Source organism: Thalassotalea sp. Y01, assembly GCF_012932945.1.
Lineage (GTDB): Bacteria > Pseudomonadota > Gammaproteobacteria > Enterobacterales > Alteromonadaceae > Thalassotalea_A.
In genome coordinates this window covers 292,789-310,166 of the sequence record NZ_JABBXG010000002.1, presented here as the reverse complement: position 1 = coordinate 310,166, position 17,378 = coordinate 292,789, and the positions used below count along the sequence as shown (strand labels likewise).

Genomic DNA, 17,378 nt, shown 5'->3' with positions numbered 1-17,378 from the left:
TAAACTTGTTAATGGTAAATTGGGTAAATTGCAAACAAAGCACCTATTTACATAGGGTTGACGTCTGTTATTTTGTGTTGCTTAGATGCTAAAATAGTGTAATGATTGTTTGAGTTCTACTTAAACTAGAAAAATAACTAATAACAAACAAAAGTTTTTCGAAACTCTCGGGGATTTAAAAAATGAAGCCAAGTTCTTTGCGTAAGTTTGGTAAGAGCCCGGTTGCTAAAAGCGTCGCAGCGGGTCTGCTGTTTCTTAGCGCCATGCCTTCCCATGCTGTCCGATTCGATGTAGGTGAATTTGAAGTATCGTTTGATTCTACCTTTTCTTACGGTGAAAGTTACCGAATAGAAAATCGTGATTGGAGTAATCTCACCGCCAAGTCTAACAACCTTAAAAACAACCTTGATTGGATGAACAATAGTTACAGCCAAGGTCAGGTTTGGGCGTTGCCTGGATCTTATTCAAGTAATGGTGACTTGGGTAACCTAAATTACGATTCTGGTGAAGCTTTTTCAAAAACATTAAAAGGGTCGCATGAACTGGATATTCGCTACGCCGCAGATATTGGAGATTTCGGTTTCTTTGGTCGTGGTATGTATTTCTATGATTTTGAAATGATGGACAACGATCGTCCATACGTGAACCCGTTAACCGGTGAATCATATAGCCCATGTGATGATGACGACGCTAAAGAAGAAATTTGTCGTGATATTCGCTTACTTGACGCGTTTGTTTATGCCGATTTGTATTTTGGTGATGTGCCAGTAAGTATTCGTGTCGGTGACCAACTTATCGGTTGGGGTGAGTCGACTTTGATCGCGCACGGTATTTCAGAAATCAACCCAGTTGATATCGCTCGTTTAAGAGCGCCTGGAGCAGAACTTAAAGAAGCCTTTATTCCATTCGGTGCTGTTTGGGCATCTATAGGTGTAACGGAAAACTTCAATATTGAAGCCTTCTACCAATACCGTTGGGAGCAATCAATTCTTCCTGCTCCTGGCAGTTATTTTTCGACCAATGATTTCGCCGGCTCTGGTGGTTACAACAACAATATTCAGCTAGGTTTTGGTGGTACAGCCGATATCAACTTGCAAGAGTTAGTAGCCAAGTTAAATGAACTCGGTGATTCACTGACCGGTACCCCGGCAGATTTCGCCAAGCTAGGTGATTATATTGATTTAGCACGTGCGGCTACGTTAACGCCAGAAAATGAAAAGGGTGAAATTGAGCCTGAAGATGGTGGTCAGTATGGTTTGAAATTCTCGTATTTCTTCCCTGAATTAAACGATACTGAATTAGCGCTTTATTACGTTAACTATCATTCTCGTCGTCCGGTAATCTCTGGTCAAACAGCGGATTTTGGAACCCCAGCGCTCGCAGCGGATTTGGCTCAGTTAAATGCTGGCATCACGGAAGACAATATCACTAACCTTAACGCCTATGCGAAAGCATTATTTATCTACCCTGAAGACATCAACATGTATGGTTTGAGCTTTAACACCACCATAGGTGTTACATCGGTAGCGGGTGAAGTGTCGTACCGTGAAGATGAGCCATTGCAAATTGATGACGTTGAACTACTGTTTGCTGCTGTTCCAGAGCAACTTGCTGCGGCAGGTCTGGCACCACTTGACGGTATTTCACAGATGGACGATATTCCGCCAGGCGAATTAGCGCAAGGTTATATCGAGCTAGATACGATTCAAGCACAAATCACGCTAACTAATTTGTGGGGCCCAACTTTAGGTGCAGGCCAATTTACCACTTTATTAGAGGTTGGTGGTATTAGTATTCAGGACATGCCGTCGCATGATGAATTGCGTCTAAATGGCCCTGGTGGCGCCCGTTCAGGAACTCCTCTATCGCAAGATGGTCGAATGGTATTGTTTGGTGGCACAGAAACTAACCCGTTCCCAAGTGATAGTGCCTGGGGTTATCGTGTGTTGGCGAAATTAGATTACAACGATGTATTCTGGGGCATAAATGTCGCACCACGTGTGGTGTTCTCGCATGACGTGAATGGTATTACACCAGATCCACTATTTTTATTTGTTGAAGAGAGAAAGTCAGTTTCCGCTGGCGTTTCATTTGATTATCAAAGCCGATGGTCCGCTGATATTAACTACAACGCGTTTTTTGACGGTGTAGGTACAACCAATCGGATCGAAGACCGTGACTTTGTCTCGTTTAACATCAAGTACTCAATCTAGAGGTAGACATGAAAAAAATTACAAGCTTATCTTTAGCAGTGACCTTAGCATTATGTTCAGCGTCATCTATGGCTAAGGTTTCGCCAGAAGAGGCAGCCAAGCTAGGTAAAGAATTAACGCCTATGGGCGCCGAAACCGCTGCTAACGCAGACGGTTCGATTCCAGCCTGGACTGGCGGTATTACAGAGGCTCCGGCTGGCTACACTGTCGGCGATCATCACCCAGACCCGTACCCAGAAGATAAAGTGCAATATACGGTAAGTGCGCAAAACGCAGCGCAATACAAAGATATTTTGACTCCGGGTCAAATGAAATTGTTTGAACTGTATCCTGAGACATTCAAAATGAATGTCTATCAGACTCGCCGCAGTGCGTCATACCCACAGCATGTATATGATGAAACCGTTAAAAATGCGACCCGTTCAGAATTGATTCGTGGCGGTAACGGTATCACTAAAGCGGCTGTTGGCGTACCGTTCCCAATTCCACAAAGCGGTTTGGAAGCGATTTGGAACCATACCTTACGTTACCGTGGTGAGCGTATCGCTCGCGAAGGTGGTCAGGCAGCGCCTACCGCTAGCGGTGATTACACGTACATTGGTTTTGATGAATCGTTGATCATTCCTTACGGTGTTCAAGGCGCAAGCTATGAAGACTTGGAAAAGACCAATATACTGTTTAAATTTAAGCAAAAAGTGTCAGAGCCAGCACGTTTAGCAGGTACTGCATTGCTTGTACACGAAACAATGGATCAGGTGAAAACGCCACGTCAGGCTTGGACATACAATACCGGTCAACGCCGTGTACGTCGTGCGCCAAATGTTGCTTATGATGCTCCAGGTACAGCGTCAGATGGTTTACGGACAACCGATGACTTTGATATGTTTAACGGCGCACCAGATCGTTATACATGGGAGTTAAAAGGTAAGCAGGAATTATTGATTCCATATAACGATTACCGTTTGCACAGCGACTCAGTTAAATACGATCAAATTCTTAAGAAAGGCCATATCAACTCTGACTTGGTTCGCTATGAGAAACACCGTGTTTGGGTTGTTGAAGCGAAATTAAAAGATGGCACCAGCCATGTCTACAAAACCCGCGTTTTCTATATTGACGAAGACAGCTGGCAAGTATCGGTTGCTGACATGTACGATAACCGCGATCAGTTGTATCGTGTAGCGCAAGCACATGGCTTGAATTATTACGAATTACCGGCGCAATGGTCTACACTTGAGGTGTATCACGATCTTAACTCTCGCCGTTATATCGCGATTGGTCTAGATAATGAGCACAATATGTACGATTTTGCTCCTAAAGTTAAAGACCGTGACTTTACTTCTTCGGCGTTGCGTCGAGAAGGACGTCGCTAACCGACAAACTGATTATAATAAACGGTTGGCTTAGCCAACCGTTTTTTTTGCTTACGTGAACACTCATCCGATGTCTTGAGTATTGTGCCATATACGTGTATAAGTGAGCAGAATAGATAACCTGAGTAGGTACTGCTTTTAATGAACAAAACAATAACAAGTTGTTTGCTCGCGTTACTTGTCTTAATGACAGGCAAGGTATGGGCGAATGATGCAGAAATGCAAGCTTTAGCAAGTAAGTCTTTAATGTTAGATGTGATTAAAGTCAACAGTGAGACTTTGATTGCTGCCGGAGAGCGAGGTCATATTCTGACTTCAAATGATGGCGCAAACTGGCAACAAACCGCTGTTCCAACCAAATCGACAATCAATAAACTTTTCTTTTTGAATGAGCAAACCGGCTGGGCGGTTGGTCATGATTCAGTGATATTACACACCACTGATGGTGGTAAAAGCTGGCAATTGCAAAACCATAAGCCTGAGCTCGAACGACCTTTATTTGATTTGATGTTCTTCGATGCCAATAACGGTATCGCGGTAGGCGCCTACGGCTTTATGTATCGTACCCAAGATGGTGGCAAGACGTGGCAGGAAGAATATCACCTAGAGCTGCTCAATGAAGACGACCAATTGTATTTGGAAGATCTTAAGCTTGAAGATCCTGAGTTTTACAAAGAAGAAATTGGCAGCATTTTGCCACATTTCAATGCCTTGTATATGCATCAAGACGAGTTATTTTTGGCGGGTGAACTTGGCTTGCTGGCTAAAAGCAGTGATTGGGGTAAAACCTGGCAATTGCTTGATGAAGTGTATATTGGCTCATTTTTCGATATCGCCGTGGTTAAGGGCAATGTGCTGTTGGCAGCAGGTCTGCGTGGCAATTTGTTTTACAGCGAAGATAACGGCACGCAATGGCAGCATGTTGAGATTGATTCCATTGCCTTGTTAAACGGTATCGTGACGAATGATAGTGGCAAGGTCTTTGTCTTAGCCAATGCCGGTGTATTGCTATCTAGTGATGATGGCAAACAGTTTACCTTGACCACTGAAAAAGACGGTAAAGCGCTTATGGCGGGAGTTTGGTTTAACGATAAACTCGTCGTCGCTTCAGAAGTTGGAATGAAAGTTCTGGATGTACAATAATGATATTTAAAAAATTCTTGAATCACTTTGAGCGCAACCTGTTTCGATTTCGGTTTACGGTGTTGGGCGTTTTCCTTTTTATTACCGGTTACTTGCTGGCTCAAGCGACCAATATTCGTCTTGATGCCTCATTTGAAAAAAATATCCCTCTGCAACACAGCTACATGCAGACTTACCTTAAACACCAAACAGACTTTGGTGGTGCCAATAATGTCTTGATATCGGTATGTAATACCGACGGAGATATTTTTAACGAACCATTTTTCTCGACCTTAAAAGGCGTGCACGACCAGTTGTTTTTTATTCCTGGCGTCAATCGTATTTTGGTTAACTCTTTGTATTCGCCATCGACGCGTTTTGTTGAAGTGGTCGAGGATGGCTTTGCCGGTGGGCCTGTCATTCCTGCTGACTTTAAACCCAATAAACAGGGTTTAGCGACGGTTAAGAGTAATATTGAAAAGGCAGGTATCGTCGGCTCAGTGGTCTCTGATGACTACAGTTGTGCCATGGTTAAAGCGTCTCTGATGGAAATGGATCCACAGACCGGCGAGAAACTTGATACCCTAAAAATCTCCAAGCAATTGGAGGACGAAATCCGTGGCAAGTTTGAAAAAGACAATATCAGTATTCACATTATTGGATTTGCCAAAATGGTCGGTGATATTGCCAATGGTGCACAAGGTGTTGTGACCTTCTTCGCCATCGCTATCGCCATAACTGCGGTTATGGTCTATCTGTTCTGTAAATCGATCACCTTAACACTGTTGCCAATAACCTGTTCGCTTATTGCGGTTATATGGCAAATGGGCATGCTCACTGAACTGGGTTTTGGTCTTGATCCAATGTCGATATTGGTACCGTTTTTGGTGTTTGCCATCGGTGTGTCCCATGGTGTGCAGATGATCAACGCCATATCCAAAGAAGTTGCCAAAGGCTACAACGCTAAGCAAGCGGCACAACAGTCATTTAGACGTCTATTAGTACCAGGCGGTATTGCGTTGCTATCAGATACCGTAGGCTTCTTAACCTTATTGGCGATTGATATTGGCATTATCCGTGAATTAGCAATCACCGCGTCGTTGGGGGTTGGCTTGATTATCTTTACCAACTTGGTACTGTTACCTGTGCTGGTGTCGTTTGTTCGCTTTGATCAGGAAGAGCAAAGAAAAATCATCGAGAATGCCGATCACAAATTGATGAATCGCTTGTTATGGAAGAAAGCCGCGATTGTTAGCTCACCGAAAGCTGCGGGCATCATTCTGGCAGTTACTGCGGTATTGTTCCTATGGGGCTTTAATCAGAGTGAAAAGTTAAAGATTGGCGAATTGCATGCCGGTGCTCCTGCCTTGCATGAAAGCTCTCGTTATAATCAGGACACCTTCTTAATAACCGATAAATATGCTATCAGCGTTGATTACATGTCGGTGGTTGTCGAGACTTACAGTGACTCTTGTATTAATCATGAGGTACTGGAAACCATTGATACCATGCAATGGCGTCTAGAGAACATTGACGGCGTACAATCGGCAGTATCCTTGGCGACAGTAGCTAAAAAAGTAAACTCGAACTTCAACGAAGGCAATAAACGTTGGCATGTATTACCACGTAATTCATCATCTTTGGTGCAATCTATTGCCTTGGTGCCAACCACCAGTGGTCTTTTAAACACCGATTGTAGTGCGATGCCGATTATCTTGTTTATGGAAGATCACAAAGCGCAAACCATCGAACGTGTGGTTGATGCGGTAAAATTGAATCTTGTAGAATTAAGTACCGATGAGATTCAATTTAAACTGGCGTCAGGCCCGGTGGGTGTAATGGCGGCGACAAACGAAGCCGTCGCCGAAGCACAGTTACCTATGATGCTGTATGTCTATGCGGCGGTTACTTTATTGTGTTTAATTAGCTTTCGCTCTGTGAGAGCGACGATAGTAGTTATCGTGCCTTTGTATGTTGTATCAACATTAGCTCAAGCGTTAATGACATTTCTTGATATCGGTCTGACGGTGTCAACATTACCAGTCATTGCTCTTGGTGTTGGTATTGGGGTCGATTACGGTATTTATATTCTATCGACCATGAGTCAGCGCTTGAAAATGGGTGAGACGATGGCGGATGCGTATCTTGGCGCATTAAAAGAGCGAGGCAGTGCGGTATTGATCACGGGTGTGACGTTAGCAATTGGTGTCTCGACTTGGTTCTTTTCAGCACTGAAATTTCAAGTCGACATGGGCATCTTGTTGACCTTTATGTTTTTGGTAAACATGTTGGCGGCAATAATTATTTTGCCAGCACTTTCAACGTTCCTATGGAAAAGAAAAAGCTGATTTTCAGTAAAATGAAAGTTTTGCATAAATAATCAAGAAAATGGCCGAAAGGCCATTTTCTATTTATGGCACCTGAATATTAAATTAACCTTGATTAACAAACGCTTAATAATTGGTACTTTTACTCTAAAAAAGTTCTCGCAAAACCTTAATTTTCTTAATAGAATTCGCCCCCGTAGTCTATCCTAATAACTAACAAATTATTAATTTGGCTTAATGCAAAGAAATGTTTTGTATTTTGTTGTGAAAGTTTAGAACAATAATTACAACATAAGCGATTTTAAATGCCATAACAGTGGTTATCGTTTGTGTAGGTTAATAAACCTTTCGCCTATTTGAGGGTAATATTGATGGCGTCATTAGATAATCACTCATCCGTGCTTTTTACCAACGTTAAAAAGTTGATTCATGAAAAAGTACCAGCCGATACGGCCCCGTTACTTGATCAATTCACGTCGTTATTTTACAAAAATTTGTCAGCTGACGATTTAGCTGGTCGAAACGAAAGCGACGTGTATGGTGCAACACTGAGTTTGTGGAAAGCCTTAAACTCTCGTGAAGACGATAAAGCGTTTATTCGCGTACTTAATCCTGAAGTGTCAAAAAATGGTTGGAAATCAAGCCATACCGTTGTTGAAATCATTTTGAAAGACACGCCATTTCTAGTCGACTCGACTCGAATTGCATTGAACCGTTTGGGTTTATCGCCACATTTGATTGTCAATTGCCCGATCAATATCGTACGCGATTACAACGGTCAGGTATCGGCGTTAGGCGATGCCTCTAAATCATTAAAAGACAGCATTACTGAAACCGTCTTTTTCATCGAAATTGACCGTCTTACCGCACAAGAGCAAATTGATACCCTTACCGCTGAATTAGCGTCGGTATACAAAGATGTGTTATCAACGGTACATGATTGGCAGGCATTGACCGGGAAATTCAAAGATTCGATTAAAGGGTTAAGCAAATCGAAAAAGTTTGTTGATGCCGTCGACTTCCAAGAAAGCAAAGAATTTTTAGAATGGTTGTTGAATAACAACTTTACCTTTATGGGCTACCGCCATTACACGGTGCAAGAGGTACAGGGCGACGTTGCATTGCAAGCCGACTATGATTCGAGCCTTGGCTTAATGCGTGATGCCGATGAAAGCAACGGTGTACGCATGGTGCATAGTTTGCCTGAGAAAGCGAGAGAGATGGCGCTTGGCAACAACATATTGATATTAACCAAAACCAATAGCAAGTCGCGCGTGCATCGTCCGGCGCACATGGATTATATCGGTATTAAACGATTTGACGACAAAGGCAATGTGGTCGCCGAAGAGCGCTACCTAGGTTTGTTTGGCAGTGCGTTTTACAATGACAGTGCGCTTAATTTACCGATTATCCGTCATAAAGTGCAACGTGTGTGTGATGACTCAGGTTTTGCTCCTGGCTCGCACGCATTCAAAACATTAATCAACATACTTGAAACCTATCCTCGTGATGAGATTTTGCAATCAACTGAAGAAGAGTTGGTGCAAACCGTTAAGGGCGTGTTGCAAATGCAAGAGCGCGACGTTACGGGTTTGTTTGTGCGTCGTGATGTATTTGACCGTTTTTACTCGTGCATGGTCTATGTGCCGCGCGAACGTTATAACACCCAATTAAGAATTGATACGCAAAAAGTATTACAAGATGCCTTTGGTAGTGAACATGAAGTTGAGTTCAATACATTCTTCTCTGAATCTGTCCAGGCTCGTACTCACTACATAGTCCGTGTGGACTCAACCAAAGCAGATATCAACGTGAAAGAAATCGAACGTAACCTAAATGAAGCCGCCCGTAGTTGGGATGACAAATTTGCCGATGCCCTAAATTCTAATAAGGGTGAAGTTCAGGGTAAAGCGTTGGCACGTAAATATGCCAGCTTCCCGCAGGCATACAAAGACGAAGTCTTACCGGGGACGGCGATTGTTGATATCGACAAGTTAGAAGCGGTAAGCGATGACAGTCCACTTGAGATGTTGTTTTATCAACCGTTGGAAGAAAAAGCGGACAGTCGTTTTGTTAAGCTGAAATTATTCCACAAAGGTGAGCCATTACATTTGTCCGATGTGTTGCCGATGCTAGAAAACTTCGGTTTGCGTGTTATTGGTGAAAGCCCATACATGGTGCGCAGTAACGACGGCGAGATGTGTTGGATCCTAGATTTCTCTATGTTACTGACCGGCAATAAAGCATTCAATCTTGAGCAAGTGCAAACCTTGTTCCAAAACGCTTTTGCTAAAGTGTGGCATGGCGAACTAGAAGATGACGGCTTTAATAAGTTGATCCTAGGCGCAGGTCTTGCAGGTCGTCAGGTTTCAATCTTACGTGCTTATGCGAAATATCAGCAGCAAATTGGCAGCACCTTCTCGCAAACGTACATTGAATCAACGTTTACGCGTTACCCAAACTTTGCCGAACTTTTGGTTAATTTGTTCCAAATGAAGTTTGATCCAAAAGCCAAAACATCAGACAAAGCCATTCAAAAGGTGTTGGACACCATTGAAGCATCGCTTGATTCGGTGGCTAGTTTAGATGACGATCGTATCATTCGTCGTTATGTTGAAATCATCAACGCGACCATGCGTACCAACTACTTCCAGGCAAATGCTGAAGGCCAAGATAAGTCATACGTATCATTTAAGCTCATGCCTGAATTGATCCCTGAGATGCCAAAGCCGTTGCCGAAATTTGAAATTTTTGTTTATTCACCGCAAGTCGAAGGTGTGCACCTTCGTGGTGGCAAAGTCGCTCGTGGTGGTTTGCGTTGGTCAGACCGACGCGAAGACTTCCGTACCGAAGTACTTGGCTTGGTAAAAGCACAACAGGTTAAGAATACGGTTATCGTGCCTGTGGGGGCGAAAGGTGGTTTCTATTGTAAACAGTTACCGGTAGGTGGAACTCGTCAAGAAATCTTTGAAGCAGGTCGTGAATGTTATAAAACCTTCATTCGTGCGTTATTAGACATCACAGACAATATCGTCGGTGGTGAAGTGGTTCATCCAGAATCTGTGGTACGTTTAGATGAAGACGACACCTACTTGGTTGTTGCCGCTGATAAGGGTACCGCGACATTCTCTGACACCGCCAATGCCATTGCCGACGATTACGGTTTTTGGTTAGGTGATGCATTTGCATCCGGTGGCTCGGTTGGTTACGACCACAAGAAGATGGGTATTACTGCTAAAGGCGCCTGGGAGTCAGTTAAACGTCACTTCCGTGAAATTGGCATAGATTGTCAAAGCACCGACTTTACGGTATTAGCAGTCGGCGATATGGGCGGCGATGTGTTTGGTAACGGTATGCTGTTATCAAAACACATATGTTTGCAGGTTGCCTTTAACCACATGCACATATTCATCGACCCAACACCAGATTCCGCATCAACGTATGTTGAGCGTCAACGATTATTCGATCTGCCAGGTTCAAGCTGGGATGATTACAACCGTGAATTGATTTCTGAAGGCGGTGGTATTTTCTCTCGCGCTGAAAAGTCGATTAAATTGTCTGCGCAAATGAAGCAAATGTTAGGCACCAAAAAAGCCTCAATGTCACCAAATGAGCTGATTCAAATGGCTCTTAAGATGAAGGTTGACTTGATCTGGAACGGTGGTATCGGTACCTACATTAAAGCGTCAACCGAAAGCCATGCCGAGGTTGGTGATAGAGCCAATGACGTGTTGCGTGTTGATGGTAAAGAAGTACAAGCAAAAATCATTGGTGAAGGTGGTAACTTAGGTTGTACTCAACTAGGTCGTATGGAATATACCCGCAATGGCGGACGTATGAATACCGATTTTGTTGATAACGTTGGTGGTGTTGATTGTTCGGATAATGAAGTTAATATCAAAATTTTACTTAATACCCTTGTCGCCAACGGTGATTTGACCATCAAGCAACGCAATAAGTTGCTTTATGATATGACCGAAGAAGTCGAAGAGATTGTTCTTGAAGATTGTTATCACCAAACTCACTCGATTTCGATTTCTCAATCCCGTGGTGCCAACAAACTGAAAGAACAACAACGATTTATTCATCATCTAGAGCGTCAAGGTAAGCTTGACCGCGCATTGGAATTTATTCCAACCGATGAAGAGATCATTGAACGTATGGCGAGAAATCGCGGCTTAACTCGACCTGAACTTTCGGTATTAGTTGCTTACGGTAAAATGGTATTAAAAGAAGAGTTGGTGGTTGAAGAAATCACCAATGATCCATATTTAGGTAAACTGTTAATCACCGCATTCCCTAAGCAATTGCAAAACGCGTACAAGAGTGAGATGCAATCGCATCCGCTGCGTGCCGAAATCATTGCCACTCGATTGGCAAATGACTTGTGTAACTACATGGGCTCTAACTTTGTTATTCGTATGCAAGAAGAGACCGGTTCACCTGTGGCTGAAGTTGCTAAGTGTTATACCATCGCCAGCGAAATTTTTGAGTTACAAGATATTTGGCAACAAATTACCGAACTTGATAACAAGATTGATGCTAATGTACAAACAGAGATGTTGTTTCAGTTGCGTCGTAACGTCCGCCGTGCAACGCGTTGGTTACTGCGTCATCGCAATAAGTCGCTTACTATTGAGCAATCAATTGACTTCTTTGCACCGACCTTTAAGGTGCTAACAACGAAATTGGATAAGTTCCAAGATCCCAAAGAAGCAAAAGGCTTGCACGACTTTAAAGACAGTTTGAAGCAGAAAAAAGTACCGGCGAGAATTGCCGAGCGTATATCTCAGTTGTCGACCTTGTTCTCGACCATGGATATTGCTCAAGTAGCGTGTCAAGACCAGCGCGATATTGATTTGGTCGCCAAGCTTTACTACAACATTGGTGTACGTCTGGACTTGCATTGGTTCCTAGACCAAATTACCAAGCAACCTGTCGATAATCACTGGCAAGCACTTGCCCGAGCCTCATTCCGTGAAGAGCTTGATTGGCAACAACGTGCATTAACCACGGCAATTTTGCGTCAAAACCCAGACAGCAATGACATTGAAGCGATGATCAATAACTGGATCGAAAGTTGTGATCAACCGTTAGAGCGCTGGCGTCAAGTGTTGGCTGATTTTAGAACCAGCAAAACGCATGAATTTGCTAAGTTCTCAGTCGCGTTACGTGAATTGATGATGTTGTCACATCACAATGATCATAATGTAAGTTAACCAAGTAACTTGATGTAATGCTGGTTTTGCTTAGCATCAAATAATGGTAAACTCCCCGCGCGTCGGGGAGTTTTTGTATCTAATCCCCTAACATTAAATGCTTTTTACTACAGAATCGGAACATCATGCTTTATTCATTTGCACGTAACCTTTTATTTAAAATGAGTCCAGAACAGGCTCATGACTTCACCATTAATATGATGAAAATGCCTGCAGCGTTTGCCATGAAAGGCTTATACGGTGCCAAGGTTAAAAACAAACCGGTTAATGTGATGGGAATCGAATTCCCTAATCCGGTTGGCCTTGCCGCAGGTTTGGATAAAAACGGCGAGTGTATCAATGGTTTTTCTGCGCTTGGTTTTGGTTTTGTTGAAGTGGGTACAGTGACCCCGCGCCCGCAACCGGGTAACCCTAAACCTCGCATCTTTCGATTACCACAAGCTGATGCTGTTATTAACCGTATGGGTTTCAATAATCATGGTGTTGATTATTTAGTTGAACAGGTTAAACGCGCCAATTTTAAAGGCGTGTTGGGTATCAATATCGGTAAAAATAAAGATACCCCAGAAGAGAATGCTAAAGACGATTACATTCACTGTATGCGCAAGGTGTATGCTTATGCGACGTATATTACTGTAAATATCTCTTCACCGAATACGCCAGGTCTTCGCGATCTACAGTACGGTGACGCGCTAAATACGTTATTGTCGGCGTTAAAAGCAGAGCAAACCAGTTTGGCTGAACAACATGGCAAATACGTACCTGTTGCGGTTAAAATTGCTCCTGATTCTACTGAAGAAGAAATCAATGGTATCGCCGAATGCTTATTGGCTAACAATATCGATGCGGTTATTGCCACGAATACGACATTAAGCCGAGAAGGTGTTGAAGGCCTTGAACACGGTGATGAAATGGGCGGCTTAAGCGGCCTGCCAGTGCAAAAGAAAAGTACTGAAGTTATTGGTATGCTTGCCAAAGCCCTAGACGGCAAGATGCCAATTATCGGTGTCGGTGGTATTAACAGCGCGGCATCGGCGAAAGAAAAATTAGCAGCGGGTGCCAGCCTAGTGCAAATTTATACGGGCTTTATTTACGAAGGCCCTGGCTTGATTAAAGATATTGTCGATAGTCTTTAATGGCCCATTTATTCCTAGATTAAAGGGAATAGATTTAATAGAACAAAAAAGGAGCTCAATAAGCTCCTTTTTTGTTGTTGAATTTGTGTTTACCAAAGGACGCATCGAACACCTTAAAATCACCTAACAGTAATCAACTATTAATAGCTAACTAGAACTCAGGTGGCACTTTGAAACTTAACACCTTCTGAGTAATAGGGTGTTTGATTTGTAAATATTCGGCATGTAAACGCAGTCTATCGGCTTTAGTACCATAGTGCTCGTCGCCTACAATCGCCATATTTAAACCTTGCGGATGGGCACAGTGCACACGTAATTGATGGGTGCGTCCTGTTTTAGGGTACATGGATAAGCGTGTTGTCGTTGCTGTGCGTTGCATCACTTTGTAAATGGTGTGGGCAGGCTTGCCAGTATCAAAGCACACTTTTTGTCTTGGTCTATCATCAATGTCTAATGTCAACGGTAGGGTTATTTCACCTTCGTCAGCCTCGACTAAGCCAGTGACCTCGGCAATATAGTTTTTATTAACACTGCGTTCGACAAACTGGCGTTGCAGTGCTTTGTTGGCACGACTGGTTAACGCCAATACCATTAATCCTGAGGTCGACATATCTAAGCGATGAACTATCAATGGACCGGTCGCTTGTGGGTATTGCCGTTTAATTCGCGAATAGACCGAGTCATCAATGTTTTTGCCCGGCACACTGAGCAGGCCTGATGGCTTATTGACAACAACCATATCATTGTCTTCGTAAACGATAACCAGTTGCTTATCTTTGCCTGGGTTAATCAACAAAGGGTTTTCATCTAAGGCCAAGCCTTCGAGCATGTGGCCAAGTATTGGTTGGCACTTGCTATAACATGATGGGTAATAGTGCTTGTGTCGTCTTATTGCTGATTTTGGCGAGCGGCCCCACCAAAATTCCGCCATACAGATAGGCGCGAGTGCTTGTTCAAAGGCGTATTGCAACAGTTTTGGCGCAGCACAGTCGCCAGCGCCTGCCGGCGGCACTTTAAACGGTGTTTCAGCAAAAATATCATTGAGATCTTTGCGCCCACCAAGGTTGTTTAAAAATCGATATTGTGAAAATAAGCGTTTTTGCAATCTATTAGAAAGCTTGCGACGAGTCTTGGCCAAGGATTGAATCTCCGCCTCAACGCTATCTAAGCTCTGTTGTGTCGCTTGAATACGTTGTTGCCATAACACCTTCAAATCTCGAAGTTTAAGCTTGTCGATGACACTGGCTTGGCTGAGCTGTTGTTCAAATGCTAGGTAGTCTTGCTCTGAAAATGTTTGTTTGGCTTGTGTTCTTTGTTGTTTACGCTGAGCTTTTCGCTCACTGGCGTCACCTTTAAACTGCGCTAACGCTTTAGCAAAGGCTTGGTGTTGCTCGCTGACTTGGCTTTGTAATTGGCTATATATAGGTTGCTGCAGTGCTTGTTTATATTCATTACTTACTTTCGTAATAATGGCCAAATCATCTTTAAAAAAACTGTCTTTAGATAACATGTCAAACACAGGTGGCACAAAGCCTGGTAGGGCGTTTGTGTCGGCTACTTTACCGGAAAAAGCGCTTAAATAGCCAAGTTGGCCTTGTTGATCTTGGACAACCAAAATACCAAACATTTTACCGACTGCGCTGTCCTGATCATCATCAGCATTCAGACCAAAATTATGCTGCCAATTATTGTTTGTTAATAACGTTTGTTGCAATTGCTCAGCGGCTATCTCAGCTAATGGGTGTGGCTGATAATAAAACGGAAAGGTGAAGCGCGCCGGTAATTTAATCGCGCTAACGTCTTGTTGAAATGCATGAAAGCACTTTGGTTGTTGAGGCATTTTTTAATGAAAAGTAGGCTTTGTCTGTATACCCTTAGTTTATCATTTAAAACAATGTTGAGGTACGGTTTATAAACAAGACTCCCGAAGGAGCCTTGTCTATTATGTCTAATTTATGTGTTTACTGGTGTAACCAGGTATTGAACATGTTTTCGACAACAGGAGTGATGCTGAATGTCACCATATAATCCGGGCCAAAGTCTTCATCTTTTTGCACGTAGTAATCAAGATCTAAACCGAATTTCCACGGTCGGCCGGCAATGATGGTGGTTTTACTAATCGTAAAGTTAACCGGTAGGGTCAGTTTTTCATCTTCTGCATTGTGGTTGTATTCAATTTTAGGTGCCGAGCCATAAGCCCAACCACCGTCACCAATATTGATGTACATTAATTGTGATGAGGTGATACTCATTTCACCGGCTTCACCTAAATCACCTTCGTCGACACTTTCTAGGTGTGAGGTGTAGGCACCAACTAATGTTTTACCTTTGCCAACAAATTTACCGACAAACAACGCAGGACCGACGGCGGTGACTTCACCGCCACCTATATCTGAGTTACCAATTGGTAATGAGCCAACCATACCATAGGCGAACAGGTCGGTCGGGTCTTCTGCTTTTGGTGCGTAAACCAAATCAAAGCCTAAATCACCGATGCCGGATTCACCATTGCCATTATCATAGACAATCGGAACAGCAGGGCGGAAAATCACTTTGTCACCACCATCAAGCATAAAAGGTAACGTCGGTTGGAATAGGGTATGTGAAATCTCACGGCCATCTTCCATCGATTTAAATTGGTTTTTAAAGGTCAAGCTAGCAAAGGCGGTATTGGGGTTAGCCAATTCTTTTGCCGCATCTTCAGCGCTGACTTCTTTGGCATTAACCTGAGCTGTGGCTAATAAAGGCAACACCGCGATTGCAACTATTGATTTCGAGTATTTCATACGTCACCTTGTTCGTGAACCGATATTTGTTAACTGTGGCGACATAGTAAACACTCGATGGATAAATCACTATATCATTTTACGCCAAGACAATTTATTACAAGTTGGTGAAAAAGTGTACAAGGTTGGGGCAATATATGAGCAAATGTTAAGGCTTAGATATTGGCGGATTAATAGCATGGGTTTATATACCCAGCATGCAAGGTCGATAATATAATATTAACAATGCAATTTTTTATACTGGCTCGGTGACTGGCCGGTCGATTTTTGGAAGGCTCGAGAAAAGTTATTATAGTGCGTGTAGTGCAGTTTTTCTGCAACATCCGCCACCGACATCTCGCGATTCTTTAAGTACAGTTTAGCGCTGCGAATACGCAACATTTCGATGAACTTTCGATAGCTAAGTTGGCGCTGCTGCAGGTAACGTTGAATACTGCGTTCGCTTATGCCGGTGATTAACGCCGCTTGTGGCAGGCTTGGAATATATTCGCGCAAATAAGGGGTTAATACCAACGTTAGCTCGGCAACAATGTCGTCTTTGCTGGCAATATAATCTGAACGCTTCTCACCACTAATGTACGGCGCCTGTTGTAATATGCTTTGTTCAACGAATACTCGGTTAGAGCTATGGTTTTGCTCGACTGTAACGTTATTAAGGTATTGATGTTGTCCTAAGTTGTGCACCTTGTTGGTGATACCAACCACCATTGGTTGCCAATTGCTTTTTGTTAAATAGCGAATCACTTCTATAAAGGTTGCTACCATCAGCTGTTCAAATGAATGCAGTGGTGTATCGACGTATTGTCGTTGTTCAAAACATAACCAGAGACCATCCGTGTTGGCGTCAGTATATAATTCAGCATTACTGGCTTGATGGTTATTTAACTGGATAAACTGTTCGAGGGTTTGTGCAATGGTTGTGGCGTTATCAGCAGCGTAATTAAGGTATGGCTTGAGGTGACTGATTCTAATTTTTTTAACCAATTCAAAGCCCAAATCTGGTACTCCGGCTTGTTCTTCAATAACGCGAAACATGCGCCGTAAACACGCCCAACTGATCACTACGTCCGTTTGTTTTAATGCACTTGCAGGAAACAGTGACTGGCTACAAGCCTGCTCTATGTCAATATTGTGTTGCTTTAAAATGTCGCCAAGAGGTTGCAATACCCAAGATGTCAGAAAGAAAATGTTTCGCAAATTTA

The 17,378-nt window shown here is 43.1% G+C and carries 9 protein-coding genes; 6 read left to right on the top strand and 3 right to left on the bottom strand.

The features are described 5' to 3' along the window. Nucleotides 1–182 precede the first annotated feature (182 nt). From HII16_RS04215 to pyrD, 6 genes are all read left to right on the top strand, one after another. On the top strand, nucleotides 183–2,213 hold the full coding sequence (locus HII16_RS04215) for a DUF1302 domain-containing protein (protein WP_169127761.1): 2,031 nt from the start codon (nucleotides 183–185) through the stop codon (nucleotides 2,211–2,213). An 8-nt stretch (nucleotides 2,214–2,221) separates the two neighbouring features. Beyond that, the gene (locus tag HII16_RS04210) at nucleotides 2,222–3,586 is read left to right on the top strand and encodes a DUF1329 domain-containing protein (protein ID WP_169127759.1); all 1,365 of its coding nucleotides are present in this window, start codon (nucleotides 2,222–2,224) and stop codon (nucleotides 3,584–3,586) included. 141 nt (nucleotides 3,587–3,727) lie between these two features. Next, on the top strand, nucleotides 3,728–4,729 hold the full coding sequence (locus tag HII16_RS04205) for a YCF48-related protein (RefSeq protein ID WP_169127757.1): 1,002 nt from the start codon (nucleotides 3,728–3,730) through the stop codon (nucleotides 4,727–4,729). Continuing rightward, nucleotides 4,729–7,056, top strand: coding sequence for an MMPL family transporter (locus HII16_RS04200; protein WP_169127755.1), 2,328 nt, complete (start codon nucleotides 4,729–4,731; stop codon nucleotides 7,054–7,056). The genes HII16_RS04205 and HII16_RS04200 overlap by 1 nt, the downstream gene beginning before the upstream one ends. A gap of 350 nt (nucleotides 7,057–7,406) precedes the next feature. Continuing rightward, complete coding sequence (locus HII16_RS04195) at nucleotides 7,407–12,254, top strand: NAD-glutamate dehydrogenase (RefSeq protein ID WP_169127752.1); 4,848 nt, start codon at nucleotides 7,407–7,409, stop codon at nucleotides 12,252–12,254. 125 nt (nucleotides 12,255–12,379) lie between these two features. After that, complete coding sequence (gene pyrD, locus HII16_RS04190; RefSeq protein ID WP_135440104.1) at nucleotides 12,380–13,390, top strand: quinone-dependent dihydroorotate dehydrogenase; 1,011 nt, start codon at nucleotides 12,380–12,382, stop codon at nucleotides 13,388–13,390. Between the two features lie 151 nt (nucleotides 13,391–13,541). On the opposite strand, the gene HII16_RS04185 is transcribed toward pyrD, so the two are convergent. The 3 genes from HII16_RS04185 to HII16_RS04175 form a co-directional block, all read right to left on the bottom strand. After that, the gene (locus HII16_RS04185) at nucleotides 13,542–15,230 is read right to left on the bottom strand and encodes an RluA family pseudouridine synthase (protein WP_169127750.1); all 1,689 of its coding nucleotides are present in this window, start codon (nucleotides 15,228–15,230) and stop codon (nucleotides 13,542–13,544) included. Nucleotides 15,231–15,351: 121 nt separating this feature from the next. Further along, nucleotides 15,352–16,176, bottom strand: a complete 825-nt coding sequence (locus HII16_RS04180; protein WP_169127747.1) for a hypothetical protein — start codon at nucleotides 16,174–16,176, stop codon at nucleotides 15,352–15,354. A 219-nt stretch (nucleotides 16,177–16,395) separates the two neighbouring features. Next, nucleotides 16,396–17,373, bottom strand: a complete 978-nt coding sequence (locus tag HII16_RS04175) for a helix-turn-helix transcriptional regulator (protein ID WP_169127745.1) — start codon at nucleotides 17,371–17,373, stop codon at nucleotides 16,396–16,398. Nucleotides 17,374–17,378: the final 5 nt, after the last annotated feature.

Coding starts and splice junctions, on each gene's coding strand:
- HII16_RS04185 (WP_169127750.1), bottom strand. CDS start 15,230: ATGCCTCAACAACCAAAGTGCTTTCATGCATTTCAACAAGACGTTAGC.
- HII16_RS04205 (WP_169127757.1), top strand. CDS start 3,728: ATGAACAAAACAATAACAAGTTGTTTGCTCGCGTTACTTGTCTTAATG.
- HII16_RS04195 (WP_169127752.1), top strand. CDS start 7,407: ATGGCGTCATTAGATAATCACTCATCCGTGCTTTTTACCAACGTTAAA.
- HII16_RS04210 (WP_169127759.1), top strand. CDS start 2,222: ATGAAAAAAATTACAAGCTTATCTTTAGCAGTGACCTTAGCATTATGT.
- pyrD (WP_135440104.1), top strand. CDS start 12,380: ATGCTTTATTCATTTGCACGTAACCTTTTATTTAAAATGAGTCCAGAA.
- HII16_RS04200 (WP_169127755.1), top strand. CDS start 4,729: ATGATATTTAAAAAATTCTTGAATCACTTTGAGCGCAACCTGTTTCGA.
- HII16_RS04180 (WP_169127747.1), bottom strand. CDS start 16,176: ATGAAATACTCGAAATCAATAGTTGCAATCGCGGTGTTGCCTTTATTA.
- HII16_RS04215 (WP_169127761.1), top strand. CDS start 183: ATGAAGCCAAGTTCTTTGCGTAAGTTTGGTAAGAGCCCGGTTGCTAAA.